Annotated in this window: 29 protein-coding genes and 1 tRNA gene; 22 read left to right on the top strand and 8 right to left on the bottom strand. The window is 33.6% G+C overall.

Going from position 1 to position 25,955, the window contains the following annotated elements:
- Positions 1-6 precede the first annotated feature (6 nt).
- The 4 genes from NKOR_RS07585 to NKOR_RS10085 all read left to right on the top strand — a co-directional run bounded on the left by NKOR_RS07585 (position 7) and on the right by NKOR_RS10085 (position 1,353).
- Complete coding sequence (locus NKOR_RS07585) at positions 7-765, top strand: metallophosphoesterase family protein (protein WP_014963772.1); 759 nt, start codon at positions 7-9, stop codon at positions 763-765.
- Positions 766-825: 60 nt separating this feature from the next.
- Positions 826-912: transfer RNA gene (locus tag NKOR_RS07580), tRNA-Ser, on the top strand.
- 35 nt (positions 913-947) lie between these two features.
- Positions 948-1,109: a hypothetical protein gene (locus NKOR_RS10090; protein WP_014963771.1), complete on the top strand. Its 162-nt coding sequence runs from the start codon at positions 948-950 to the stop codon at positions 1,107-1,109.
- Positions 1,110-1,182: 73 nt separating this feature from the next.
- Positions 1,183-1,353 (top strand): hypothetical protein, encoded by a 171-nt coding sequence (locus NKOR_RS10085; RefSeq protein ID WP_014963770.1) that lies wholly within the window; start codon positions 1,183-1,185, stop codon positions 1,351-1,353.
- Here NKOR_RS10085 and NKOR_RS07575 read toward each other — a convergent pair.
- Positions 1,350-2,168 (bottom strand): SirB1 family protein, encoded by an 819-nt coding sequence (locus NKOR_RS07575; protein ID WP_014963769.1) that lies wholly within the window; start codon positions 2,166-2,168, stop codon positions 1,350-1,352. The genes NKOR_RS10085 and NKOR_RS07575 overlap by 4 nt on opposite strands.
- Positions 2,169-2,171: 3 nt before the next feature.
- Positions 2,172-3,368, bottom strand: coding sequence for a hypothetical protein (locus NKOR_RS07570; protein ID WP_014963768.1), 1,197 nt, complete (start codon positions 3,366-3,368; stop codon positions 2,172-2,174).
- An 86-nt stretch (positions 3,369-3,454) separates the two neighbouring features.
- Here NKOR_RS07570 and NKOR_RS07565 point away from each other — a divergent pair, with 86 nt between their 5' ends.
- Entirely contained in the window at positions 3,455-4,321 is an 867-nt protein-coding gene (locus tag NKOR_RS07565; RefSeq protein WP_014963767.1) for a methyltransferase domain-containing protein, read from the top strand.
- Here NKOR_RS07565 and NKOR_RS07560 read toward each other — a convergent pair.
- Entirely contained in the window at positions 4,318-4,794 is a 477-nt protein-coding gene (locus tag NKOR_RS07560; RefSeq protein ID WP_014963766.1) for a cupredoxin domain-containing protein, read from the bottom strand. The genes NKOR_RS07565 and NKOR_RS07560 overlap by 4 nt on opposite strands.
- A gap of 115 nt (positions 4,795-4,909) precedes the next feature.
- On the opposite strand from NKOR_RS07560, the gene NKOR_RS07555 reads away from it, so the two are divergent.
- From NKOR_RS07555 to NKOR_RS07500, 11 genes are all read left to right on the top strand, one after another.
- Positions 4,910-7,072: a M20/M25/M40 family metallo-hydrolase gene (locus NKOR_RS07555; RefSeq protein ID WP_014963765.1), complete on the top strand. Its 2,163-nt coding sequence runs from the start codon at positions 4,910-4,912 to the stop codon at positions 7,070-7,072.
- A gap of 81 nt (positions 7,073-7,153) precedes the next feature.
- Positions 7,154-8,800, top strand: a complete 1,647-nt coding sequence (gene corA / locus NKOR_RS07550) for a magnesium/cobalt transporter CorA (protein WP_014963764.1) — start codon at positions 7,154-7,156, stop codon at positions 8,798-8,800.
- Between the two features lie 10 nt (positions 8,801-8,810).
- A complete protein-coding gene (locus NKOR_RS07545; RefSeq protein ID WP_014963763.1) occupies positions 8,811-9,614 on the top strand; it encodes an ion transporter in 804 nt (267 codons plus the stop codon).
- Positions 9,615-9,626: 12 nt separating this feature from the next.
- The gene (gene ggt, locus NKOR_RS07540; protein WP_014963762.1) at positions 9,627-11,258 is read left to right on the top strand and encodes a gamma-glutamyltransferase; all 1,632 of its coding nucleotides are present in this window, start codon (positions 9,627-9,629) and stop codon (positions 11,256-11,258) included.
- Positions 11,255-12,031: an N-formylglutamate amidohydrolase gene (locus NKOR_RS07535; protein WP_014963761.1), complete on the top strand. Its 777-nt coding sequence runs from the start codon at positions 11,255-11,257 to the stop codon at positions 12,029-12,031. Before ggt ends, NKOR_RS07535 begins: the two co-directional genes overlap by 4 nt.
- A gap of 609 nt (positions 12,032-12,640) precedes the next feature.
- Positions 12,641-13,144, top strand: coding sequence for a hypothetical protein (locus tag NKOR_RS07530; RefSeq protein ID WP_238535966.1), 504 nt, complete (start codon positions 12,641-12,643; stop codon positions 13,142-13,144).
- A gap of 214 nt (positions 13,145-13,358) precedes the next feature.
- Positions 13,359-13,745, top strand: coding sequence for a DUF6659 family protein (locus tag NKOR_RS07525; RefSeq protein WP_014963759.1), 387 nt, complete (start codon positions 13,359-13,361; stop codon positions 13,743-13,745).
- A 107-nt stretch (positions 13,746-13,852) separates the two neighbouring features.
- Positions 13,853-14,134 (top strand): AlbA family DNA/RNA-binding protein, encoded by a 282-nt coding sequence (locus NKOR_RS07520; RefSeq protein WP_014963758.1) that lies wholly within the window; start codon positions 13,853-13,855, stop codon positions 14,132-14,134.
- Positions 14,135-14,416: 282 nt separating this feature from the next.
- Positions 14,417-14,671: a hypothetical protein gene (locus tag NKOR_RS07510; protein ID WP_014963756.1), complete on the top strand. Its 255-nt coding sequence runs from the start codon at positions 14,417-14,419 to the stop codon at positions 14,669-14,671.
- Positions 14,672-14,681: 10 nt separating this feature from the next.
- Positions 14,682-15,602 carry a transcription initiation factor IIB gene (locus tag NKOR_RS07505; RefSeq protein ID WP_039774045.1) on the top strand — a complete coding sequence of 307 codons (921 nt, stop codon included), beginning with the start codon at positions 14,682-14,684 and terminating at the stop codon, positions 15,600-15,602.
- A 328-nt stretch (positions 15,603-15,930) separates the two neighbouring features.
- On the top strand, positions 15,931-16,206 hold the full coding sequence (locus NKOR_RS07500; protein ID WP_014963754.1) for a hypothetical protein: 276 nt from the start codon (positions 15,931-15,933) through the stop codon (positions 16,204-16,206).
- A 377-nt stretch (positions 16,207-16,583) separates the two neighbouring features.
- On the opposite strand, the gene NKOR_RS07495 is transcribed toward NKOR_RS07500, so the two are convergent.
- Together NKOR_RS07495 and NKOR_RS07490 are read right to left on the bottom strand one after the other, a co-directional pair.
- Positions 16,584-17,096 carry a PEFG-CTERM sorting domain-containing protein gene (locus tag NKOR_RS07495; protein WP_014963753.1) on the bottom strand — a complete coding sequence of 171 codons (513 nt, stop codon included), beginning with the start codon at positions 17,094-17,096 and terminating at the stop codon, positions 16,584-16,586.
- A gap of 616 nt (positions 17,097-17,712) precedes the next feature.
- Positions 17,713-17,940: a hypothetical protein gene (locus NKOR_RS07490; RefSeq protein ID WP_014963752.1), complete on the bottom strand. Its 228-nt coding sequence runs from the start codon at positions 17,938-17,940 to the stop codon at positions 17,713-17,715.
- A gap of 392 nt (positions 17,941-18,332) precedes the next feature.
- On the opposite strand from NKOR_RS07490, the gene NKOR_RS07485 reads away from it, so the two are divergent.
- The 4 genes from NKOR_RS07485 (at position 18,333) to NKOR_RS07470 (ending at position 21,368) form a co-directional block, all read left to right on the top strand.
- Positions 18,333-18,515, top strand: a complete 183-nt coding sequence (locus NKOR_RS07485; RefSeq protein WP_014963751.1) for a hypothetical protein — start codon at positions 18,333-18,335, stop codon at positions 18,513-18,515.
- A gap of 253 nt (positions 18,516-18,768) precedes the next feature.
- The gene (locus tag NKOR_RS07480) at positions 18,769-19,698 is read left to right on the top strand and encodes a transcription initiation factor IIB (RefSeq protein ID WP_014963750.1); all 930 of its coding nucleotides are present in this window, start codon (positions 18,769-18,771) and stop codon (positions 19,696-19,698) included.
- A gap of 781 nt (positions 19,699-20,479) precedes the next feature.
- Positions 20,480-21,004, top strand: a complete 525-nt coding sequence (locus NKOR_RS07475; protein ID WP_014963749.1) for a hypothetical protein — start codon at positions 20,480-20,482, stop codon at positions 21,002-21,004.
- 187 nt (positions 21,005-21,191) lie between these two features.
- Positions 21,192-21,368, top strand: a complete 177-nt coding sequence (locus tag NKOR_RS07470) for a hypothetical protein (protein WP_232202949.1) — start codon at positions 21,192-21,194, stop codon at positions 21,366-21,368.
- A 121-nt stretch (positions 21,369-21,489) separates the two neighbouring features.
- Here NKOR_RS07470 and NKOR_RS07465 read toward each other — a convergent pair whose 3' ends face one another.
- Positions 21,490-21,804, bottom strand: coding sequence for a translation initiation factor eIF-1A (locus NKOR_RS07465; protein ID WP_014963747.1), 315 nt, complete (start codon positions 21,802-21,804; stop codon positions 21,490-21,492).
- Between the two features lie 690 nt (positions 21,805-22,494).
- Between NKOR_RS07465 and NKOR_RS10080 the strand changes: the two genes are divergently transcribed.
- On the top strand, positions 22,495-22,650 hold the full coding sequence (locus NKOR_RS10080) for a hypothetical protein (RefSeq protein WP_185736692.1): 156 nt from the start codon (positions 22,495-22,497) through the stop codon (positions 22,648-22,650).
- A gap of 590 nt (positions 22,651-23,240) precedes the next feature.
- Positions 23,241-24,104 (top strand): prohibitin family protein, encoded by an 864-nt coding sequence (locus NKOR_RS07455; RefSeq protein ID WP_026089983.1) that lies wholly within the window; start codon positions 23,241-23,243, stop codon positions 24,102-24,104.
- Positions 24,105-24,130: 26 nt separating this feature from the next.
- Here NKOR_RS07455 and NKOR_RS07450 read toward each other — a convergent pair whose 3' ends face one another.
- Complete coding sequence (locus NKOR_RS07450) at positions 24,131-24,709, bottom strand: TATA-box-binding protein (RefSeq protein WP_014963745.1); 579 nt, start codon at positions 24,707-24,709, stop codon at positions 24,131-24,133.
- A gap of 2 nt (positions 24,710-24,711) precedes the next feature.
- Entirely contained in the window at positions 24,712-25,641 is a 930-nt protein-coding gene (locus tag NKOR_RS07445; RefSeq protein ID WP_083879807.1) for a transcription initiation factor IIB, read from the bottom strand.
- Positions 25,642-25,955 lie beyond the last annotated feature (314 nt).

The raw sequence follows: 25,955 nt of genomic DNA, 5'->3' as shown, positions 1-25,955 counted from the left end.
TCTTAAATGAAAATAGTTCAAATTTCTGATCTTCATGTTGGATCACAATTCTTAGAAGAAAAATTTAATGTATTGGTAAAAGAAATCAATGATCTGAATCCTGATGTGATTGTAATTACTGGTGATTTGACAAATGAAGGTTTGATGAAAGAATATGAGAAATGTAAATCTCTGTTGGAGAAATTTAATACAAAAAAAATTATTGCAATTAGTGGAAATCATGATTATAGAAATACTGGTTATTTACTATTCAAGAGATTCTTTCCATTTCAAACTGTTAATGAATTAGGTGATGATGTTGTTTTGGTAACTGTTGGTACTGCAAGACCTGATAGAAACGAAGGTGAAGTAGGATACAGACAAAACCTTTGGTTAGAGAGAACCATGAAAAAATACAAAGATAAGATAAAGATTGTGGCAATGCATCATCACCTTATTGCAATTCCTGATACTGGTTCTGATCAACTAACTGTAGTTGATGCAGGTGATGTGTTAAGAACAGTACTTGATTCCAAAGTTGATGTTGTATTGTGTGGACACAAACACAGACCATGGGCTTGGAATTTTAGAACACTGACTGTTGTAAATGCTGGAACTGCTACCTCTGAGAGAGTACGTGGGTTGTTTGAAAACACGTACAACATTTTGACAATCTCTGACAAGACAGTCCAAGTTGACTTGAAGATCGTTGGTGGGAAACGGGTTCCAATCAATGAAATTGTGAATAATTATAGCCAATTTCATGATGAACTAGACAACGCTTAAGTTTTCAAAAAATTTCTCTAAAGTTTGACTTATTTACAGATTAATTCTAGCCATCTTTGTGCGGGGATCGCCTAGCCTGGTAGGGCGTGGGATTGCTAATCCCATGTCCGCAAGGACACGGGGGTTCAAATCCCCCTCCCCGCGCCATTAAAACTTAATAGACCGATTCGAGAAGTTTTTACATGGGACGAAGAAAAACTCAAAAAATTATACGTACAGGTCCTAAAAATGCAACAACTGGAATGTGTCCCGTTTGTAAAACGATTGGTAAAATATTCATTCTTGGTTCTCCTGGCGAAGAGCGTGCAAAGTGTGAAAAATGCCGCCAAGAATTTGAATTATAGTGCAAAAAGCTAACCTGCCCATCAAAATATTTACCCATAACTTTTTAAGACAATTTTTTCCTGATAGATAATCATGAGTTCAGAAGCTGAAACCATCTATGAACGAGTTGCAAAACTTGAAGATGAAATTGCATTACTCAGAAGCGAAGTCGATATCCTCAAAAGAGCATTGAGAAACAAAATTGCTCGTCATGAAATCTCAATGATTAAGAAAGGACAAGACATAGATTCTATTATTGATTAATTTTTTGTCTTTATACTTCTAATTAATTCTAAAATAAAATCTACATCTTCTGCATTTGGATTAATTTCCAAATATTTATTCAAATATTTTAAAGCATTATCATAATTTAGTAATCTTTCTTCTAATATCCCCTTGTCTCTAATGTCTTCAGGAGATTCTGGTTCAATTGCTAATACCATGTTGACACAACGAAGTGCCTTGTCATAAACAAAAGATTGAACATATGAATTCTTCAAATTACGAGTGAGTCTAACTAGTATTTGCTCAGACTCAATCTCATCTAGAAACTCTGGTTTGAATTCTATCTCTCCACCATAATTTGTGTCAAGAATCTCTTGCAAGTCATCGATGTCTAGTAATCGCCCATCATAAAATGGGTCTAGTATGATTTCTTCATTATGTTTTACCAAAATATGACTGGGGAATCCAACAATCTTTAGATCCAGACCTACAAACTTTGCAACTTCTACATAAAGAATTGAAATGGTAATTGGGAGACCTGTTTTTTTATCTAATACTTCATTTAGGAAATTGTTTTTTGGATTATAGTAATCTTCATCATCTCCACTATATCCTAAATTCTCAAACAGATGCTCATTTAACATAGAAATAAGATAAGTTGGATTCTTTACATCACTAACTGACTCTTTTAGTGACATTCCTATCTTGCTGATTTTCTCAATGTATTTTTCAATATCTAGATCTGGATATTCTAGAATCTGTGCAAATTTGAGGCATTTTTCAACTAGATTGAAATTTGGGTTTTTTACAAATGCATACCATTCTGCAACAAATGGATCAAAATTTTCTTCCAATTATTACTGACTCAATCTATCAATGTATAGTTGAGGATCTTTTAGCTCTCGTGTGTTTGGTGGAACTTCGATAATTTTTTTGAAAGTATTTGAGCCTAATTTTTCGTATATTGTCTTTGTAAAATCCTTACCCATACTCTTTCTTACCTGATATGATGAAAAGTCTGTTCCCATAAACGTAGTAAGATAATTTTGAAAGTCTTTGTCGTCTTTTAGGATATTCTCAATTGCAAATCCTGCCATGCCTTCCATTGCAGTAAATGCTGCATGGTGATGCTGGATTGGTGCAAGCCATCTTTTGTAAATGTCTAGGAGTTGTGGGATTGCTTCTTTTATTTTTGGATCCATCTCTACATGCGTAAATGTCATGACATCTGGTCCAATTTGCTCAATTAGAAAATGGTCTGGATTCAAAAAGAAAAATAGGTTTGCTCTTTTTGCAAATGGGAAATCATCTGGTACTGTTTGTAATTGGCAATATTCTGCAAGCATGTTAACAGTTTCTGTGTCTAGTTCTAGAATTATTTTTGCTAACTCTTCATTAATTTTATTCACTTGCATTGCAGATTCCTTGTTGATTTTATGTAATCTTTCTTGTGTGGAATGGACTAATTCTTCTAATACTGCCATTTTTATGCCACCCATGTATCCTGAGTTTACATTCTCAAACCTTGCTTCGTATGGTTCTCCTTGTTTGTGTAGAATAATTTGTGGATACCTTGACAAGATGAATTTATTGAGATAAATTGTACCATCAAGATAATCCCCATATGTTGTAGTGATTTTTGAAATATATTGAATAGCATATGTTGAATACACCAAATATTTTGCAGTATCTTGTTTCATTAATTCTGCAATCTTTTTTTGGTCTTCTTTTGCAACTGCATTAAATAATTCTCTTACAAACTCTTTTGATTCATTGTCTGCAAAAACTTTTTCACCCTTGAGTCTTTTTATATCTTCAAGCTCTGGAAATTCTAACTTTATGCTATCTGATACATCAATTCCTAGAAATTCTTTGACTTTTACTTTGAATTCTGGGAGTATGTCACTTGCAATTTTTTCTAGATCTTTGAACTCTATTTTTCCTGCCAAGTCCTCTTTTGCCTTGATTGCAAGTCCAGAAATCTCTTTTTCCTCGTCGATTTCTACTGATAACTGACCAAAAAGTGCCTCAGCAAATTCTTCAAACTCTCCCATTTTGAAATCAAATCATTGATTACTACATTTAATATTATCTTGGTTTTGCATCAAAGAAATATAGTTTGTAACAATTGATTTCTCGTATGTTACCATCAAGTATTAAATTTCTGAGATGTGTTAGGTGTGGGGCAAAACTCGAAATTGATGTGTTTTTGTCTGAAAAAGAAATCATAGAAGGAATTTTAGAATGCAAAAAATGTAAACTAGAATTCCCAATCATAAAAAAAATTCCCATCTTGTGGGATGATTTTACAAAATATCTTTCTTCTAGACGTGTGCTTGGAGGTAAGTTGTATACCTCAGTTCATTCACAAAAACTCAAGAGTTTTGTGAAATCGTCTTTGAATGCAAAAGACAATGATCGAAGTAGTCTTGAAGTGAAATGGTCTAAAATTTACCAAAACAGTAAAAATTCAAAATTTTATTCAGCGATAAAGAATAATCTATCTTCTTTACCTTCATCAAAACTTGTCTTGGAACATGGGTGTTCTATAGGTATAATGACTAGTCATTTGGCTAATTCACATGAATTGGTATTTGGAGTAGATCGTTCTTTTAGTGCTTTAGAATTTGCAAAAAAACAATTCAAAGACAACTTGGATTATTTTGTAGCTGATTCACTAAATCCTGTATTTGGTAAAATGCAGTTTGATTTGGTGTTGGCTCTAAATGTTTTAGAGATAATAGAGCCACTAGAATTACTAGAGTCTATATCCAAACAAATTACCAAAGGATATTTTATAATATCTGATCCTTATGATTTTGATAGAGGTCCAAACTCTGTAAAAAATCCTGTTGATGAATCCCTTTTACGTGCAAATTTAATAAATTTGGGATTCAAAATTTCACCTTCCACAAAAAAACCATCCTTTATCCCATGGAACCTAAAGTTAAACGCCCGTGCCACACTAAAATACAAAGTAGATTTTGTTATTGCACAAAAATACTAGATTAGGTCTTTCCAGACTCCAGTAAACTCGTCACTAGGCACCACTGAAAAAATCTTGATTTTTCCTAATGGTTCTAGATACTGCCTCTTGTCATAATAGGTAAACTCACCTTCTTTGTCTGGGTAAATTGTAATTGTGTCATTCTGTCCTGGCTCAAGCAAGTCTGTTTGGATGTTAAATCCATCAATGTATAATCTATGATGGGTGGTTCCATTGTTAATCACAGTCAAGACATAAGCAAATGATGTACGTGAGATTAGTGTTGGGTTATTATCTCCTTTAACTCCTTTGATTGCTTTGATTTGTGTTTCTCCATCTATTTCTTGAAATACTATTGTTTGCTCAACTTTTTCAGTCCAAAAAATTGACACATGTCTAACATTTCCTTGTCCGATAAATCCTACCATTCCTACCATTCCTACCATTCCTGCAACTAATCCTATAATGATCAAAATTTTGTCATTTTGTCTCAACTATATTGATATGATTTTTCTCATTAAAGAAACTATTTGAAATTGACTTACTGAATTCAACTTTGGTAATAAATTAAAAAACTAGTATAAATATAATAAAAAAGAATGATGATAAGTGAAAGTTTCTTTAATCTATAACGAAAAACAAATTGATCCAAATGACGTAATCAACGTTTTTGGCATGACTACAAAAGAGCATTACAGTCCAAAAGCTGTTGAAAGAGTTGCAAGGGCTTTAGAAAAAGGTGGTCATGCTGTTAAAGTTATTGAAGGTGATATGCATCTTGCCGATGAGTTACGTGAGTTTATGCCAAAAGTAGTTTCAGGCGAGAACCCTGGAATGGTTTTCAATATGGCATACGGAATTCAAGGACAAAACAGGTACACTCATGTTCCTGCAATGATGGAGATGCTTGGAATCCCTTACATTGGCTCAGGCCCTGCGGGCCATGCAATTGTACAAGACAAAGTAATGACAAAAATTGTTCTGCAAAGAAACAACATTCCTACCCCTGGCTTTTGGGTGTTCAAAACTCCGGAGGATGTATTTGATGATCTGGTATTTCCAGTCATTGTAAAACCAAAATTAGAATCTACATCCATGGGTATGGAAGTAGTAGATAACTGGAATGATCTGAGAAAAGCAGTGAAAACACAAATTGAGAAATTCCAACAAGATATACTAGTTGAACAGTTTATTTCTGGACGGGAATTTGCAGTGGGACTTATTGGAAACAGTCCGAATATAGAAGTTCTTCCAGTTGTTGAAATTAATCTTGGTCATCCTGATCAAATACAGACAATTTCTGACAAAAAAAAAATAGGTGGAGTTGATAAAACATGTCCTGCAAAAATATCCAAAGAAAAAACAGAGGAGATAAAACAAATGTGCATACAAGCATTTGCTGCATTGGGGCTGAATGATTATAGTAGAGTGGATTTTAGGATGGACAAAGATGGAAATCTTTACATTCTTGAACTAAACTCCATGGCGAGTTTAGGTATAGGTGGCTCTTTGTTTTATGCTGCCAAAACAGCAGGATACACTTACGAATCTTTAATCAATAAAATTTTAGATGTTGCAACAATAAGATATTTTGGTTCTTCTCATCTGGCAGAAACAGAACCTGATCTTACTCAACCTCTTCGTATCGTTGCCCGTACTTATTTGAGAAGCCATCTGCAAAGTCAAAAAGAAACTTTACGAAATTTTGTCAACCTGAATACCCATGTATATAATATTGATAATGTGAACAAGTTAGGCTCAATGTTGTCTAGAAGAATGAAACATCTTGGTTTCTCTGAGCATTTGTATAGGCAACTTGATGTTGGAGATATACGTTATTTTAAAAATCATGACGAAGAGAAAAATGATGTACTGATAATTTCTCATATGGATACCCATTACGGACCAAATGATCTTATTTCATATTTTGAAGACGATGATAGAATTTATGGTTCTGGAATAGCTGAAAGTAAAGGGGGCTTGACCGTAATGTTAGGTGCATTGCACGCCTTACGCTATTCAAAACGTCTCAAGAAAATCAAATGCGGTGTTTTGCTTACAACTGATGATAGTCTGGGCGGACGTTTTAGCAAAAAACTTGTCCAACAATATTCTAGAAAATCAAAATATATCATCGGATTAAAATCTGCAAGTAAAGAAGGTGGAATTATTACAACGTGTTATGGTAGAAATGATTATCAAATTAGATTTACTACTCCGCCTAACTCTACATCTTCTGATATACATGGAATCATTCCAATACTTGGCAAAAAGATTGCAGCAATTGAAAAGCTTTCAAAAGATGAAAAAAATTATCGTTTGAGAACAACATCTGTTGTTGCACAAGGCACTCATGGACATACTCCAAATTATGCCACCCTGACATTAGTATGTAGTTTCAAAACTCCTGCACTGGGGAAAACAATGGATTCTAAGATTAGAACCATTATGCAAAAGAAGGAATCTGGACAAAAAAACCTAGAAGTTGCAATAAACCAAATACAAACAAGACCTCCTGTTATTGAGGAAGCATCTGATAAACGGTTTTATGAAATTGTGGAGGAACTAGCTAAAAAACATGAGTTGAAAATAAAACGTCATGAACAGATAATGTCTTCAGATATTAGTAACGTGCCTTCTAGATTGCCTGCATTAGATGGATTTGGTCCTATTGGTCATAGATATCGTTCCACCCAAGAATATATCCTTCATGACAGCATAGTAGAACGCTCTGCATTACTGGCATCGGTATTATATCGATGTAGTAAATAGATATGGAGTACTAAATGGATTTAGAAAAAAACCAACAGACATCAATTTATGCTGAGAAAATACTGCAAAGGAGTATTTACAATGAACAATAGTTTTGGAATAATTATAAACAGACTTGTTTACGGGTTTATTTTTGCATTTTTGTATCAGATTGTTATTGGTATTGCTACATCACTGCTTTCAATACCTCTTACGGGCAACATCCAAGATCTTATTTCAGGTGTTGAACAAATTGGAACTTCTCAAGGACCATGGCTTGTTGCATGGTGGATAACATCTACCATCATCATCACCATAATGGCTTTGTTGATAATACGTTACAAGAAATATTTGTCTCCATACAAAGGTGAACCATACATAGAGGTTCCACCAAAAATTACAATTTTCACTGCAATAATTATCGGTGCATCTATCTCTTTCTTGTTTTTCTTGTTGGACTCAGTAATTGGATTGATAGCCAGCACTGGAACACAAACTGACGTATCTGCAATCTACCAAGCTGCACTTGTAGGGAATTTCACACCCTTAGCTGTTAGTATTCTTTTTTCAATAATTGCTGGATTTATCATTGTAGGTGTTGCAAGCAAAGCTTCTGCCGTCAAACAAATCACTAGGGATTTTGGATTACAAGATATTCCTAACATGATGAGAATTAGGAATCCTACCAAGACACAAAAAACTACGCTATCAGACACTGTTGGTCAACGCCCTGGTGCTTTAATTCATGTAGGTGAAAAAAAAGTAGACAAGGCAATTATCAATCTGATAGAATATGACGGTGATAACATCAATGAAATTCATGATGCAACTTTTGATGAATGTCTTGATTCTAAACACAAACCAAATGTATCTTGGGTAAATGTAATTGGCATTCATGATCCAAACATCATCAAAACTTTTGGCGATAACTTTGGCATTCATGCACTTCATCAATCAAATATTATGAACACCGAACTACGTCCTTCTGTAGAGATCTCTGATGATTATATTATGATCATATTGAAAATGCCTCATTATGTTGTTGAAACAGGAAAATTAGAATTAGAACAAGTCTCAATTATTTTGGCTGAACATTACCTTGTGACTTTTCAAGAAATTGAGGATGATTTTTTTAATGGTATTCGAAAAAGACTGCGAGACAACACTGGCACAATTCGTAAACGCAAAAGTGACTACTTAGCTTATTCTATAATTGATGCTATTGTTGATAGTTATTTTCTAGTATTGGAAAAGATTGGAGATGTCACTGAAAATCTGGAAGAGGAATTGATGCAAAATCCTTCTGCTGAAACCATGCAGACCATACAAACACTCAAGCGTAGAATGATTGCATTAAGAAAAGCAATGTGGCCCGGAAGAGAAATCATTAATGCTCTAGAACGTGACTCATCAACTCTGATCTCAGAAACAACCCGACCGTATCTTCGTGATGTGTATAACCATACAATTCAGGTTACTGATTCTATAGAAGGATTAAGAGATGTAATTGGAGGTATGTTGGATACCTATCTTTCCAGTGTAAGCAACAGAATGAATGAAGTCATGAAGACTCTTACAATTATTGCATCCATATTCATTCCAATAACATTCATAGCTGGAATCTATGGAACAAACTTTTCATATGTTCCAGAACTAGCATGGGAGGGAAGCTATTTTGTAATGCTTGGAGCTATGGGAATTATTGCAACTACTATGATAGCATATTTCAAAAAGAAGCGGTGGATGTAGTAATCTTATCATGGTTAACGTCATCTTACAAAGAACTTATGAAATTCTTGAAGGCACTACAAATGATAAACTTGCAAAAGGCTTTCAAATTTTCATAATATCTTTGATTGCAGTAAATGTGTTATTTGTAATTATTGAAACAGAAGAATCTGTTTTAGATGAATACGGCTATCTGTTTACTCCTTTTGAAATATTTTCAGTATTAGTTTTCACAGCAGAATATGCTGGGAGATTAATTGTTTGTAAACTAAATCCAAAGTATCAGAATAAAAAATTTGCATTGCTAAGATTTGTATTTACTCCAATGATGCTGATAGATTTAGCTGCAATACTGCCTTTCTTCTTACCGTTTGTGGTTGCAGATATGCGATTCATCAGAATAATACGTCTTCTGAGACTATTCAGATTGTTCAAGCTTGCTAGATATTCTGAACCAATGCAGACACTTGGAGAAGTTTTCAAAGCAAAAGCAGGGGATTTGGCTGTTGCATTCTTTATTCTTTTCATAGTGTTAATTTTTGCATCTAGTCTGATGTATTATGCAGAACATGAGGCACAACCCCAAATATTCTCAAGTATTCCTGCATCTATGTGGTGGGGTGTAATAACACTGACAACTATTGGATATGGGGATGTTTATCCTGTAACCATACTGGGTAAAGTTATCGGTGCAGGCGTGGCAATTTTAGGTATTGCTGTATATGCAATACCAACAGGTATCATGGCGTCTGCATTTACTGAGGAACTCCGAAAAAGAAAAGAACGGAGCAACAACACATGTCCACATTGTGGAAAGGATTTGCCGCCAAATTAGAGGAGAAATGGATTGGATGTAGAACATATAGAAAAAGCATTTGTGCCTACTGCAGATAAGAAATGCGCCGTTGCCAAAAAGGGAATGGTTGCATCAGCGTTTCCTGATGCTACAAAAGCAGGTGTTGAGATGCTCAGAAAAGGAGGAAATGCAATTGATGCTGCATGTGCAACTGCGTTAGCTTTAGGAGTATGCGAACCTCAAGCATCAGGACTTGGCGGTCAATCAATGGTCATAATGCATTACAATGGAAAATCATTTGCAATTGATGGTTCAAGCCGTGCACCGTCTTTAGCTCATTCATCAAAATACAGATTACAAAAAAAGCGTAAACTAGGCTACAGAGCAACTACTATTCCAAGCACCTTGGCAACAGTAGGTTTTATGCATGAAAGATTTGGACAGTTGTCTTGGCAAAAAATTGTTGCTCCGTCTATACGGATTGCAAAAAAGGGATACAAAATCACACAACTACAACACGATTTGCAAATAAGGGAACTTGACAAATTCCTCTCAATAAAATCAAAATCAGGTGCCAAATATTTTTTGAAAGATGGACAGGTTCCTTATGACGTAGGAGACACATTTGTACAACATGATCTAGCTGAAACATTAAAGATAATTTCTGAATACGGATATACTGTTTTTTATCATGGCTCTATTGCAAAGAAAATTTCTCAAGATATGAAAAAGAACAAGGGCTTGATTCGAGAGGAAGATTTGGCATACATGCCAGAACCAATCATCAAAAAACCGCTCAGCAGAAAATACAGGCATTTTACAGTTACAACAATGCCTCCTCCAGCTGCCGGAAGAACTTTACTACTCACATTAATGATGTTAAATCACCTACCATCAAAATTCCTAAGAAGTTCAAAACCAAGTTCGTATCACTTTGTAGCAGAAACTTTCAGAAAGGCATTTTTGCACCGATTACAGCGTCCATTTAATCGACACACTTACAAACAAACACAAGACAAACTTCACCTTCAAAGATCTTTTGCAAAACAAATGGCAGACTCAATCCACAATTCCATGGATGCTACATTACCTATGATGGATCCTGATTTTGGAGGAGAGGATACAACTCATCTTTCAACTATGGATAATGAGGGAAATGCAGTAGGAATCACACAGTCAATTGAATTAGCTTATGGTTCAAAAGCTGCGGCTGAAGGATTGGGATTTTTGTATAATAATTACATGTCAGCTTTTGAATTTACAAATCCAAACCATCCGTTCTATATTCGACCAAATGCAATTCCTTGGACTTCTGTTTCACCTGCATTGATCTTCAATGATTCTAAACTGTGGATGGTCGTTGGAAGTCCTGGAAGTCAAAGAATTTTTTCAACAATCACTCAATTTCTATCTAGGATTATTGATGGTAATCTTCCAATGAGTGATGCTATCAAACGCCCTAGATTTCATTGTTCAATTGGCGGCACAGTCAGTATAGAGGATGGTGGATTTCGTGATGAAATAGTACAATATCTTAAAGACATGGGATATCAAATTTCTGTCAAAGAAAGATACTCGTTTTATCATGGTGCAATTCATGCCACAATGAAATTACAATCACAACAAGGATTTCATGGTGTAGCAGAGGTCAGACGTGATGGGACAGCTGAAGGATTAGATTGAACAAGCTACCGATATTACTGTCCATCCCACATGGAGGAACTAAAAAACCAAATGAACTTGATGGGCATCTGGCAATTACAAATAAAGATTTGTTTGATGACTCTGATCCTTTTGTAGTTGAACTATATGATTTAGGAGACAAAGTTCAACGTGTAGTCAAGACAGATATTGCAAGAGCATTTGTTGATCTTAACCGCTCATTACAAGATATGCCTCCTGATAACTCTGATGGACTAATCAAAAGTTTGACATGTTATGAAAAACCAATCTATATTTCAGGAAAAGAACCTGATGATTCTCTTAGAAACATGTTGATTGAGTTATACTATATGCCTTATCATAGAACCCTCCAAAAGAGCTTTTCCGAGCTGGATTTACAGTTATGTCTTGATTGCCATTCCATGGCATCCGTTGCACCTGGAATTTCTCCAGATGGCAAAGACAAGAAACGCCCGTTGTTTTGTCTTTCAAATCAAGACGGAAACACATGTTCAGACGAAATGATTGAACTTTTAGCTGATTGCATCTCTAAATCTTATTCGATTGATAGACAAGAAATATCCCTAAATGATCCATTTCATGGGGGATACATTACAAAAACATATGGAAATAAGCCTATTCCATGGATTCAAGTTGAGATGAATAGAGACTTGTATCTATCTGAACCCTGGTTTGATGCAGAATCTCTATCTGTCAAACCAGTACATCTTCAAAAATTAAACAAAAAGTTTGAAGAATCTTTGAATCTCTTAATCTCAAAGATGATGGTGTAACTTTGTCAAAATGAAATTATCTGAGATTCTTTTTTAAATAGAATTTCTTTTTTGTTATGGATGCAATGAGTTCGCATTGATAGGAACAATAATCTTCTGAATCATCAACAAATTGTCTGCCGCAACATATGCATTTCTCAAACAGCATATTACCTCAAACATTCATACTTGCGCATTTTTTTGAACAGTATTCACTGGAATTATTGCTAAATTCTTTATTGCAATATTTGCAGTTTTTTACCATTTCGCTATCTTCAAAAAACAGCTTTTTTCTAATCTTTTTCAAATATGTCTCAAATTAATGTAGTTAATTCTAAATTTAAGAACGATATTTCTTGATTAAAGCATAGATGAAGTTAACTGGTTGACTTTGTTCTGGAAGAAAATAACCGATTCATATCTAAAATACTGATTTTTGGATTTTGTTGTGGGGGCAAAAACATTGGTAAAAAGAAAACGAAAAGCAAGTACTGATGAAGAATAATAAAACAAGGAAACATGCCTCAAACCAAACCCTGTCCATGTATGAAAATTGAGACATGTTTCTTTTCTTATTATTTGAAGGATATGTGAATCATGCAAAAAATTTTGGTTTTTCTCATAGCTGCCATGCTATTTACAATCTATTTTCTGCCTGATTCTTTTGCAAGTATTTCTATAAAAAAATCAGATGAAATACGTTGTACTACAATTCATTCAAAATTTTTGAAGATGGGCGAAGATGAGTTTCGTAAAAGATATCCTTCATACCCCATTATGGACAAATGTATGATGTTGTATGGAGATCCGGATTTTATAAAAAAACACACTTCTATTACAAATACATTCAGTACCTCTACAATTTTATCTGATGCAAAAATACTGTCTACACTCAAAATTGGACACGACAAATTTCTTATAAAATTCAATATGTGTTATGATGAAAATAAAAAAACAAAGCATATTCTTATAATTACTGATAAAGAACAAGTGGTAGGAAAAGATTATCGATTACATAAAGAAGCATGTCCTTCATCTTGGATTATGGTTAAAGCATATGATCCATTAAAAACACAATTTTCATGGGATTATGAGCATAAATCTTACCCAAAAATAGAACGTAAAATGCTTTGATGATTGACTTTACTCAGAATTTAGTCAACTGATTAACTTTGTACAAATTTTCATCAATTTACTCTTCATTGATATGTAAATTTTCATAATAAAAAACTGTAGAAATGAATTACAATTGTAGAAAATGTAGTTTTCAATGGGAAGGAAACTCTGATAAAATTCAAGAGATTCTTGTTCATGAAAAGTCTCACAAAAACAGGACTATGAATTCAAAATGAATTCAGTTGAAAAAATTAGTTCATTAGACAATGCATGTGCTAAACTGGTTCAAATGGATGAAATTAGGCATGTTGCAGTAATTAACAAATTAGGACGACCAGTAGCAAGCAAATTCAAATCAGGAATTCCAAGATTGTTAGATGATGAAAAAATCAAGATGGTCTATATGCAAATGATGCTTGATTTACGAATGAGACAAGAACTAGATGAAATTCTTGGCCCAATTGACTATATTACATCACGAAGGAAAAATGTCATGATCATAAGTGTTCCCACTACCAATCATCTAGTATTGATTAGTGCTGACAAAGACACCAGTTCTTCAAAAATAATCAAACGAGCTGAAGATCTATTTGACATAATTGATTTGCATCAAAATTAGTATTGAATAACAATAACAAGAAAAGATGATGTTCTCTTTTCATTTTTATGATATTTGTGACTAGATTCACACACCCACTTTAAATGAGGCATTACATCTAATTTTGTATGTTAGATAAACCACATGATACAATTTTTATCGGAAAAAAACCGTTAATGTCATATGTCACCTCTGCAATAATCCAACTATCTTCATTAGATTCCATAGTCATTAAGGCCAGAGGTATGAGTATTGGACTTGCAGTAGATGTCACTCAGGTCCTCTTAAAAAAAACAGACGCATTTGAAGTAGGATGTGTCAAAATCAATTCTGAATCACTAGAATCTCAAGATGGGCGAAAAAGAGATGTCTCCACCATAGAAATTCCAATTTCTAAGAAGGTAAAATAGATGAAATACAATTGTCAAAAATGTAAATTCCAATGGGATGGATTTTCTGATACATTTTCCAAAGTGTTGGAACACGAAAAAACCCATAAAAAAGTGAGTTCTAATGGTGATTTGTAACAAATGCTATAATGGGCATCATGATCAATGCATGGAAAAAGCTGGAATGTTTTCTTGTGGGTGTGATTGTTTAAAAAAATGATTTTCCGCTCATTTTTTTCTTCACAAAATGCAAATCCGTTCCAAATACAATCATCTTTAAGTGTGATGAATGGAACATAGATCATGACAAAAAGAATTGAAGAAGAATTATCTGAAATGAATAGGCTGAAAAGATTAGAATTAGAATTCTTGTTTTTTAAAACCCGAATGGATGAAACAATGTCTCAAAAATTTCGTGCGGCATTAACGAATGAAAATATAATCTTTGAGAATGCAGATATTGACAATACACAATCTGACTCAAAATTAGAATCACAAGATGAAAAAATTAGAAATGTTTCATCACTTAAAATCCCAATAAAAAAGGTGGCAGCATAAAGCACCTTTCATGGTGGTCTCAATTACAGATTCTAACTGTCTACGCTGTGGAAAAAATTCCATGCAGACTGATAATGTTACTGGAGAACAGTTTTGTGGTAAATGTGGATATGTTGTTTCTGAAAAATCAAATGAGTCAGGTCCAGAATGGAGGGCATTTCAGACAGATAGTGGGGCAAATCCCGCAAGAACTGGAGCACCCTCATCACTTTTGATACATGATATGGGGCTATCTACTGTAATTAATCCAATAAACAAGGATGCTACTGGCAAGCCACTATCAACATCTATGAAAAGCACCATTGAACGATTACGGACTTGGGATAGCAGAAGCCAAGCTCATGAACCTCAAGATAGAAATCTCAGACAAGCACTCGGTGAATTAACTAGAATAAAAGACAAGATTGCACTTTCTACAAATGTTCTTGAAAAAGCTGCATATTTGTATAGAAAAGCATTAGAGAAAAAACTAGTTCGTGGAAGATCTATTTCTGCAATGATTGCTGCATCAATATATGCAGCATGCAGAGATACTGAAACTCCTAGAACTCTAAAAGATGTTGCAGATGCTGCAAATGTTAAACGTAAAGATATTGCTCGATGTTACAGATTATTGCATCATGAATTGGAACTCAAGATGCCTGTTGTAAATTCAATTCAATGCATATCGAGAATCTCAAGCAAATTGGAACTATCTGAAAAAATCAAACGACATGCAATCAAAGTACTTCAAGAAGCTCAGAATAACAAAGAATCTGCTGGAAAAGACCCTATGGGGCTTGCTGCAACTGCATTATACATTGCTTGTTTGAAACATGGTGGCTCTATTACTCAACGGGATCTTGCCGAGGCGGCAGGAGTAACAGAAGTGACCATAAGAAATAGGTACAAAGGATTAAAAAAACAGCCAAATTTCAAGTTAGAATCTTAAATTAATTTGTGTGTGCAGGTAGAGAGTTCTGTTTAGTTTGATGCCGTACTATTTTGCTTATAAAGAAAATCAATTTTTATCTTTTTTTAATTTTTATAAAAATTAAGATTCAAATTATTTGTGGCAAATTACTGAAAAAGCTAAAAAAACAACAAGATCACTACAAAATTCTTTGTATACCTCTTTGTCTTCAAAATGATATAGAATTAGATCAATGTTAAGAATAAAGAATGAAAAATAACTTTTGAATTTAACATAAAAAAAATTAACTAAAGCTCAGTTTGTCCATTTGTTTTGTACTTAAAGAACAAAGAGTTTTCTTTTAGTTATGGCAACAGCCAAAAAAGCTATCAAAAAAACTGCAAAAAAAGTAAAACGTACAGCAAAGAAAGCAGCTACTAAAGCAAAACGAACTACTAAACGTACAGCAAAGAAAGCAGCTACTAAAGCAAAACGAACTACTAAACGTACAGCAAAGAAAGCAGCTACTAAAGCAAAACGAACTACTAAACGTACAGCAAAGAAAGCAGCTACTAAAGCAAAACGAACTACTAAGAAAGCAGCAAAGACTACTAAACGTAAGGCCAAAAAATCTAAACGTTAATCAATTTTTGGGTTAATCCCATTCTTTCTTTTTACATTGTGTTATCTTTGATAAAACATAGTAAAATTGGGTGATAATTGCCATATTGCAGCCATGACCATATTCTCTTTGGACTTGCAGTATGATGTTCAGAGATATACTTTGTAGTTGTCAAGACTCAATTATTTCAATTTCTATATGCCCTAAGTGAGTTGAATAGATGTGTCTCATATCTTCGCCAAACCACATGGCGGTATTTTTTATCTATGGTGGAACTAATTCTGTATATTGAGTATCATCTAAAATTTTCTATTAACAATACCACAGAAATCAAAACTAGAGTTGTTTTTAGTTTAGACTATTTTTTTTATTTTATTAAATGGAAGATGATTTGAACATCATTTTGTTTTGGTTGTAATTGCCAATATGCTAATAATTGAAACAACAAGAATCATCATTGTAATTGTTCCAAATTCAGGTATAATTTCAGTTTCCATGTCCTCATCAAATAAACCATCAGAGATATCACTTGAAACTGTGAAATACATCTGTGTTTTTTCTTTTAAATCTTCTTGACTTGCTTCTACAACATATTGTCCATCATCAAAGCTAGGAAGAGTTGGTGTTATCAGATATTTGAATTTGCCATCCCCATCAATTGCCACGTTTGGTTGATAAACAATATTTCCTGATGGATCATAAACTACAAGTTTGATTGGATTAAATGATTGAATATCTCCCTCTATGGTTCCCATTATGAGCAGTCTATCTGTTGGACCAATTATAGAATCATAAGATGAAAGCGAGATTTCTGCAAATGCAAATGTGTGAAAATTTGTAACAGCAAATACGGCAATAAATAATATCGAAAAACATAAAATTTTTTGTCCTGGATTATTTTTTGTTGCCATGTACCGTATGTGAATTCGGGAATATTAACAAACGCTGACTTTTCTGTTACTTTTATCGACAAATTTGTCAGCATTATGAACCGTTTGTCAAGGAATTGCATTTGAAATTGTTGAGATTTTGTGCCTAACAGTATTCTAATTGATTCTTGTTTGAAAAATGATCCAGTACTTAAGTAAGAAAGACGTAGTAATAACCTGATAACAACTGATAATCTAAGATCTTGTGATAATTGTGGAAATGTATTCTTGAAAAAATTAGGAGAAAAAATCACAAATAGATGTCCTGCATGCAATGTGTGGAAAAAGGAAATACTCAATTAATGAATTTCAAAGTTTTCAAAAATATTAAAAAAATCTTACATATGCTTTTACATCACAACATCCAAGAGAAACATCATTGGTGGACTGAAAAGTAACTGTTATGGAAATAGTCAAAAAATGATTTAATTTTTACCTGTTTTACACTCGCATTTTTGTTGTTTATCAAACTTGGTGAATTTGAGTTTATGGCATACTTGGCAATATAGTTGATTTGACATGCATTTAAAATGGAAACAAAGTATAAAGAGTGTTGTATGTGTTAAAAATATTAAAATCTATTTTTGTCATTGTCTTACTATGAACTAATTAGACCTTGCATATCAAGTATGTTCCCACAATTTTGACACTCCCATTTTTCATCTGAATTATGCTCTACATCAATCATACTCTTTGATGCATTACAAACTTTACAACGAACAGTAGTTTTATTTTTTAAATGAGTTTTTTCATGATCACGTACCTCGTCAAAAGTTTGTGAAGTGCCTTCCCAATGAAAGTTACATGTTTTGCATTGATATTTCATTTATTTTTTAAAATCCTCTTTGTTGTTTTTCTGAGCTTCTTTGAATGAATCTGCATCTTTAGAAGGCATTGTCTTACAAGACCCAAACCTTAGTTTTTCAATTATTTTTTGAACATACCTTTCATGATTCTTCTATGATATATACTGGCTGGATTTTGTTATTTTGTGCCTAATTTTCTATACATATAATTGACTATCTATAAACTTCTTTGACTAAGTATATATGTAGTTTAATATCTATATAGATATGGAAAATAAAGAACAGAACCCAACAATAGTAGTCGGTAACGACGAGAAAAAAGAAGAGCCAAAGAAAGACGACTCTTCTAAAAAAGACGAATAGAATTACATCTTTCCCATCTTTTACATGGGTTACCAATTATCAAATTATAATGAATCAACAATTAATCGTATCAAAAATAATGGAAAAAGAATTAGCAGAAATGAATCGTTTGAAAGTATTGGAATTAGAATTTATGTTATTTCTATCTAAAATGGATGATTCAATATTTCAAAAATTTCATGATGCATTATCTGATGAGGATGATGTAGAGTACATATCTCATGAACTTTAAAATGTTTAGTGGTGTCAATGTACATTAGTGTCTACTAATTTTACACACCTTTAATACAAACAATAACACATTGTAAGTCATGAAAATAACCTCTTGTAGAAAATGTGGAAACAGAATGGAAGTATATCAAAGCTGTTCTGAATGTAAAAACCCCATAGAGTTTATTTGCCACAATTGCAATATTAATACAGATAAGGAAATTCATTCTGATTGTATTGCTAAAAAAATAACTATAACGGTTTAGCGAAAATTTTTGACATTAACTACAACAGTTGAAAAAGCAAAAATTTTTTGTAATTACTGTAATGCTTCTGGATTTGTAACTGATGAGATTCTTGGAGAAACTGTTTGTTCAAGTTGTGGATTTGTAATTTCAGAAAATGCTGAATACAGAGGGACGGATCGTAGATTTATTTCAAGTACATCTGATAACACAAGAACTGGTCCTGGGTTGACACTTAAAATGCATGACAAAGGACTAAACACAATCATAGGTGCACAGAATCGAGATTCAGTTGGAAAACCTCTACCTGTAAAAACTGTTCAGATATTTGGAAGACTACGAAAATGGGATAGTAGGTCACAAACAAAAAACTCGGCAGACAAAAATCTTAGGGTTGCACTTGTGGAATTTGACAAAGTACAATCAAAATTAGGCCTATCTGACACTATAATTGAACGAGCATCTCTGTTTTATAGAAAGGCAATAAAGAGAAATCTTATTCGAGGCAGAACCGTAAAATCGGTTGCAGCAGCATGCCTGTATGCGGCATGCAAGGATCTTGAACATGATAGATCTCTAACAGAAATTGCCATTCAATTTGTGATTAAAAGAAAAGAGATCTCTCGGGCTTATCGCATATTGTTTAAAGAATTGGGATTTACAGTAAATGTAGTAAATCCAATAAAGTTAATTTCTAAGATTACCAGTAAACTTGAATTATCTGAAAAAACAATTCGCAAAGCAACACAAATTTTAACTGTAGCCCAAGATGCAGGAATCACGGTTGGTAAAAATCCGGAAATTTTGGCAGCATCTGTAATTTATGCAGCATGTGTGATTACTGGAGAACTAAAATCCCAAACCCAAGTTGCCGAAGCTGCAAACACCAGTACAGTTTCAATAAGAAATAGAATTCGTGAATTTAAAACAAAGTTGGGTTTGTTTTCAACAATCAATTAGCAGAGACTGATTAATTGACAGAAAAACAAAAAGATCCTACTGTCGTTAATGGAATAACCTTACTAAACATCTGTGCAATATGCCACAATACATTCAAACCTGTAAATAGCATGATTGGTGAATCATCATGCGACAAATGTTCAAAGTGAATTAATTAGAAAAATATCTAGATTAAATCTATTTTATATTGTATCTGGGGTCTTTTTTTGTGTCCATGCCTGTTCGTTGATTTGGTGACATTTGCAATCAGATGACTTTGTTTTACAATTTGTTTGATGTAATGGTTTTTTGCATTTGTTACATGTAGGATCTCTCCAACTTGCCTGATTCCCACAATTTGCACAGTACAAATTTAGTTTCCACCATACAAGAATTGGTTAGTTGATTGATAGTTGTATTTACTTTGTTGTTTTGGCAATGAATTTTTTGTCATACATTAAGAGGCCGTACTAACATATAAGATGCAGATGATTTCTTGCCAATTGGTATACGTAACTGAGTAGTTAATTCAGTACTTTTATGCATATTCCCAAACTTACACCACTACGATATGGTAATTACTTCTGTTTTACTTGCAGATCTTCCTTAATTGTAGGTTAATTAGGATGAAACAACTATCAATATTGTGAACACAATACCATCCCATTATCAAAAAACATGTTCTGATTGTAAAAGAGTTCATTGCCAAAAGGGATGTAATTGCGATTGTCATTGGGAACCATAAAAATGACCCAGACTCATAATGATTGTATTTTCAATCAGGTAGATTAATGATAAAACTATGTTGCTTAATTTTGAAAGTATATTACTGCAAATTCCACAAACTCTAGATTTATCCACAATTGCAATTATTGTAAGTTCTGTAACTGCAACTATACTTGCTGTGTTGGTTGTGATTACTTGGAAAAATATCCATGAAAGCACCAACACAACTTACTCTCAACTATTACGAGGATTTCATGAAGACTTGACAAATCGTCTTAACAAAAACTCCATTCTTAAAACTACAGATGATTGTAAGAGATATGCAAATGATTATCTAAACACCGTGGATGAGATAGCCTTTTTAGATGATGCTGGAAAAATACCAAAAGGAATTGCTACCTATCTTGAACGATTTTTTGCATATGGTTTGAGCATTATTGATTGGTATGATGATATGGTTGGAGAGGATTTTTTAAACACAACTAAAAAGAACTGGCCAAATTATTTTCATTACTGCAAAAAACACAAAATTCACATAAACCATGATGATAAACTCCCAAAAATTATGTTGGATTATAACAAATTACAGGATAGTGAATAATCATGATTAAGAATAACGTCACTTACAGGATAAAAATTTGGAGTGCATAATTAACGATAGGGTGTTTTGATTTGGTATTTAAAATAATTACACAAAACACATGTCTGCATAATGCTAAAGTCAAGATGCCAGGATACAAAAATCAATACGAATGTATCATGCGTCACAAATTTTTGGAGGATTAAAAATGGCAGGATATTTGGGAGATGCTAAATCTAAACTTGTTCACCATCTTGCTTGCAAGAAAAAAGAATGTGATATTTACAACATAGATATGAAACATCGACAGTACTTTACACCAGATATTTTAGAACAAGCAACAAACCAAGGGTTTATCCCTTGTAAATTTTGTATTCAACATTAAATCTTGTTTGGGATGCATTTCATTGATAATGTACCCATTTTTAGAGTTGAAATGGTGATGTCTGGTCCAGTGATTCTAAATTGAATCTTCTTTGTTTCCAAACGTCTCTAAGGACTTGAATCTAAAAGTCTAGCGGAATGTATTTTTCTTGTTTTAACCATTCTACTTGTGGCAGTGTATATCTCCACAAAATATCTCCTCGATCCTCTTTTCCAAATTCCCAAGGTGCTATAATCACTACGTCATTGGCTCTGATCCACACTCTTCTCTTTAGTTTACCTCTAATACGTCCTCTTCGGACAACCTTGTCTTGACATTTTACCATGAGATTTTCTCCTCCCATCATTTTGATAACTCTTCCAAACTGCTCTTCCTCATTTGCAGGCAATTTTATTTCCTTTAGTGCACTTTCATTTTTTACTTGACGTTTTCCCAATGCAATTAGTAAGCACTCTACACTATTAACGTTGGCAATACATGAAATTTGAATTTTAAAATTAATTTTGGAATAGTGGCAGTGAGTGAACAAAACTGTCTCATCTTCAACTCCACTAAACCGATTAAACTACATCTAACCCTCCTTTAAGTGGTTGAATATTCAAGAAAGTAATTAAACTTGGATTTGTTTGTTAAACTTGAATTATCTTGAATTTTGTTTTGTTTTTTAATAACTTCTTTGTCTTTTGAATTCAAATAGATGGTTTTGTCTGATTGTTCCTAACAATAGAATTAACTGAAAAAATGTTTTCTTTTATAACATGAACATGTAATTATTACATGTCTTTTAGAAAATGTGTTCATTGTGGCAGAGAATATGAAAGTTTGAGTCATGATTCTACTTGTTCATCAACTTGTGCAAGAGAAATAGGAAAATAAATAAAATATAATTTATCTACTTTGCAATGTTTTCATGCATGCCCCATTTGAGATAGTATTCTTTCTCAGTAATTGGCAGTCTAGATTTACACTTTAAGCATCTACGAATTTTATTGTGTTTCGAATATCTCCAAAGATGTGCTTCACTTTTCTTGTTACAGTTCATACTATTGTATGTCACACTAGTATTTAGGGAAATTTTTCTCATTTTCAAAGTATAATATACTTGTACATGCATTTTTTATCTACAATGATTCATAAAATTCGCTATTTTGAAACAAAGACACTGTCTGAAGGCGTATATCTTCAAGATGTGGTAAATGACTTTCTAGCAGAAAAAGGTGAAAACATAATTGCAGTGATGCCTGTCATGGGAAATTCTTTGCTAGTTCACTATAAGGAATAGTCTCACCTTATCTGCTCAGAATGATTGTCTAATATCGGTGCAATTGAAACTTTTTTTTGCATTTGCCACAAAATTTTTGTTTTGTTTTCGTACTTTCAATTCCTAAAACAGAACCGCATCTATCACATTTTTTCTTAACCATATCTGTTCTCAATTTTTATGCGTTGAAGCAATCCTTGAAAAGTGACTATCTGTATTTTTTCAATTAATGCAAATTTCCTTGTCATATTCATCGCTCCAATCCAAAATAAACAAACAGTATGGATAATCCCACCAGCGTAATTATTATAATATTAGATGATTGATCACGATTCCGAAGTTTTGATTTGAACAACTATGAAACCGCCATTTGTTCTACAACATTACATGAATTCTTTACACAATCATGGCAAAGATATTTTCTATCTAATTCTAAACAATTACGTGTAAAAGTATAATCATTCATTAATTGAGCCTCTATAGACTCGAGTTTGCATAACTCTGAATTGAATCAAATTCCAAAAAATCATTTCGCAATAAAATGTCTGTTCTTACTAATAAACCCGCGTTAATCTACGGGTATAATAAAGAGAAACAACTACAATCTGTACTTGTCTCAATACCGTTCGCCTAGTGTTAATGTAAATATGAATGCCGCAAAAGGTGTTGCAATAGGAATTGTTGTTCTTATTTTGATTGGAGTAATAGCTACTGCGTCAGTAAAAATCGTGGATTCTGGTCACAGAGGCGTTCTTTTACACTGGAATGCAGTTGATTTAACGCAACCTCCACTTGATGAAGGATTGCATTTTGTAGTGCCATTCCAAGATGAAGTAGTCAACATTGAAGTTCGTACTCTAAAATATGCAAGTGATGCCCGCAGTGCATCAAGAGATTTGCAGACAGTTGAGACAACAGTTACAGTCAACTATCATCCCGATAAAGAAAGAGTACACACACTCTACAAGAATTTGGGACTGGATTATGAAAACAGAGTAATTCAGCCTGCAATCGAGGAGACAGTAAAACAAGTCACTGCAAAGTACAATGCTGAAGAATTAATTACAAAAAGGCCTCTTGTCAAACAAGATATTGAAGCTGCAATCACAGAAAGGCTAAACCAATTTAATGTGGTAACAGATGTGATTTCCATCACTGACTTTGAATTCTCGCCATTATTTGCTCAAGCCATCGAGTCCAAAGTAGAGGCAGAGCAAAACGCACTTCGGGCCGAAAATGATTTGAGACGAATTGAGGTGGAGGCAAGACAACGTGAAGCAAACGCCATTGGTCTTGCTAATGCAAATATTGCAGAAGCCAAAGGTGAGGCCGAAGCAATCGCAATTATCAATAAGGCACTTTCTGAGAATCCAAACTATTTGGAATGGCTAAAAACACAAGCCTGGGATGGAAAGTTGCCTCTGGTAGTTGGTGAAGGCGGAACTCCGTTTATTCAGATACCGATGGCCCCTTAAGTTACTAGTAGTGTATTTTCAACAGTTTAGATTTTCAATACAGGGTTTTCATATACCATCAAATTTTTCTCTTCTAACAAGCTATGAATTTGATTTACGGAACGATGTATCTCTTTTTCAAGTTTAGCTCCAACACAAACTAATTTTCCTGAAGCAAAAATCAGAATTACGGTTTTAGGATCTAGCATTCTGTGAATTAATCCTGGAAATTGTTCTGGTTCATACATGCTTCTGGGAAGAGTCCTAGCTGCTTGTTCCAAGTTAACCTTGCCCCCAAGATTAATTGAGGATACAATATTTTGTATTGTTACTTTTGGTTCTTTCTTAATCTTGATTCTACCTTTTCTTAGTTTTCTAACAACCGTGTTTACAGCCTGAATTGCCATCTCTTCTGATTTTGCACCTGTGCATACCATATTTCCTGAACCAAAAAGTAATGTTGCAGTTTTTGGTTCTTGAAGTCTAAATACTGCACCTGGAAATTGTTCTGGATGATATTCTACATGAGGAAATTTTTTTGTGATATCCACTAGATCTAGTTTTTGTTCTATTGTTGCAGATGCCACCACGTTGACTATTGCAATTACAGCTTTTGTTTGAACCATATCTATTTTACCTGTAATTCTGTATCTTGGTCTAATCTTAGACCTTTGTATCGATTTCTTATTGTGACTTCGGTAACATTTGATGCTTCTGCAACATCACGTTGAGTTACATATTCATTGTTTTTGACACATGCTAGGTATAATGCAGCTGCAGCAATACCCATAGGATCTTTTCCAGCACTTTCTTCATGTTCTTGAGCAACTTGAAGTACTTTGATTGCATAGCGCTTTGATTTTTCTGTTATTCGTAATTTACTTGAAATTCTTGCAATACATTGAATTGGATTTACAACAGGCATCTTGAGTTCCAATTCATAATGCAATATTCTATAACATCTGGAAATATCTTTTTTCTTAATGTTACCTGCATCGGCAACATCTTTTAGAGTTCTAGGAGTTTCAGTATCTCTGCATGCTGCATATATTGATGCTGCAATTAATGCTGATATGGAGCGGCCTTTTACTAGTCCATTTTCTAATGCTTTTCTGTAAATGTATGATGCTTTTTCATTTACAGAATCAGAAAGTGAAAGTTTGTCTTTAAGTACAGATAACTGACCAAGTGCCTGTCTGAGATTTTTATCTGCAGATGAAGTTACTTTACTTCTGCTATCCCAAGTTCGCAGTCTTTCAATGGTACTTTTCATAGATGTTGAAAGTGGCTTACCAGTAGCATCTCTGTTACTTTGACTAATAACTGTGGACAGTCCTCTGTCATGCATCGTAAGCGACGTTGGTGCTCCTGTTCTGGTTGGATCAGTACCTCCTTCTTTTGCAAACGACCTCCATTCTGGGCCTGATGATTGTAATGTTTCTCTAATTACAAAACCACATTTATCACAAAATCTTTCCCCTGTCTCATTATCTGAAATCACACTATTTTTTCCACAACGATTGCAGAAAGAGTCGCTCTTGATAACTTCTAAAACCAAAAAATCATTCCGCAATCAATTGTTATTCATCATATAATAACTGGCTTATTTTGCAATTATTTTTTGTGCCTAATCCCAATCACATAGTGATCTATTCTTGCCTTTGATTTTTGAGTTTACGCTGGCATATTTTATCTCATCAAAAAATTTTCTTAATCATCTGATAAGGTCTCATTATTTTCTTCATATTCTGAATCCAATATGTTAAGATAGTAAAGAATAGATTTTCTATAATTCATATTGCATCAAATCAAGCCCGTTGAAATTTGAAATACCCACACAATTAGTCATATTTGTGGTTTTTATTTTCATGC

Origin of the sequence: Candidatus Nitrosopumilus koreensis AR1, assembly GCF_000299365.1 — an archaeon.
Taxonomy (GTDB): Archaea; Thermoproteota; Nitrososphaeria; order Nitrososphaerales; family Nitrosopumilaceae; genus Nitrosopumilus; species Nitrosopumilus koreensis.
Note: the sequence above shows the minus strand (reverse complement) of the source record. Positions and strands in the feature narration are given on the sequence as shown.

Coding starts and splice junctions, on each gene's coding strand:
- NKOR_RS07470 (WP_232202949.1), top strand. CDS start 21,192: ATGGCAGGATATTTGGGAGATGCTAAATCTAAACTTGTTCACCATCTT.
- NKOR_RS07495 (WP_014963753.1), bottom strand. CDS start 17,096: ATGGCAACAAAAAATAATCCAGGACAAAAAATTTTATGTTTTTCGATA.
- NKOR_RS10080 (WP_185736692.1), top strand. CDS start 22,495: ATGATTCATAAAATTCGCTATTTTGAAACAAAGACACTGTCTGAAGGC.
- NKOR_RS07490 (WP_014963752.1), bottom strand. CDS start 17,940: ATGAAATATCAATGCAAAACATGTAACTTTCATTGGGAAGGCACTTCA.
- NKOR_RS07450 (WP_014963745.1), bottom strand. CDS start 24,709: ATGGTTCAAACAAAAGCTGTAATTGCAATAGTCAACGTGGTGGCATCT.
- NKOR_RS07545 (WP_014963763.1), top strand. CDS start 8,811: ATGGTTAACGTCATCTTACAAAGAACTTATGAAATTCTTGAAGGCACT.
- NKOR_RS07510 (WP_014963756.1), top strand. CDS start 14,417: ATGACAAAAAGAATTGAAGAAGAATTATCTGAAATGAATAGGCTGAAA.
- NKOR_RS07530 (WP_238535966.1), top strand. CDS start 12,641: ATGCTATTTACAATCTATTTTCTGCCTGATTCTTTTGCAAGTATTTCT.
- NKOR_RS07570 (WP_014963768.1), bottom strand. CDS start 3,368: ATGGGAGAGTTTGAAGAATTTGCTGAGGCACTTTTTGGTCAGTTATCA.
- NKOR_RS10090 (WP_014963771.1), top strand. CDS start 948: ATGGGACGAAGAAAAACTCAAAAAATTATACGTACAGGTCCTAAAAAT.
- NKOR_RS07565 (WP_014963767.1), top strand. CDS start 3,455: ATGTTACCATCAAGTATTAAATTTCTGAGATGTGTTAGGTGTGGGGCA.
- NKOR_RS07525 (WP_014963759.1), top strand. CDS start 13,359: ATGAATTCAGTTGAAAAAATTAGTTCATTAGACAATGCATGTGCTAAA.
- NKOR_RS07475 (WP_014963749.1), top strand. CDS start 20,480: ATGTTGCTTAATTTTGAAAGTATATTACTGCAAATTCCACAAACTCTA.
- NKOR_RS07585 (WP_014963772.1), top strand. CDS start 7: ATGAAAATAGTTCAAATTTCTGATCTTCATGTTGGATCACAATTCTTA.
- NKOR_RS07485 (WP_014963751.1), top strand. CDS start 18,333: ATGAATCAACAATTAATCGTATCAAAAATAATGGAAAAAGAATTAGCA.
- NKOR_RS07505 (WP_039774045.1), top strand. CDS start 14,682: ATGGTGGTCTCAATTACAGATTCTAACTGTCTACGCTGTGGAAAAAAT.
- NKOR_RS07500 (WP_014963754.1), top strand. CDS start 15,931: ATGGCAACAGCCAAAAAAGCTATCAAAAAAACTGCAAAAAAAGTAAAA.
- NKOR_RS07520 (WP_014963758.1), top strand. CDS start 13,853: ATGTTAGATAAACCACATGATACAATTTTTATCGGAAAAAAACCGTTA.
- corA (WP_014963764.1), top strand. CDS start 7,154: ATGAACAATAGTTTTGGAATAATTATAAACAGACTTGTTTACGGGTTT.
- NKOR_RS10085 (WP_014963770.1), top strand. CDS start 1,183: ATGAGTTCAGAAGCTGAAACCATCTATGAACGAGTTGCAAAACTTGAA.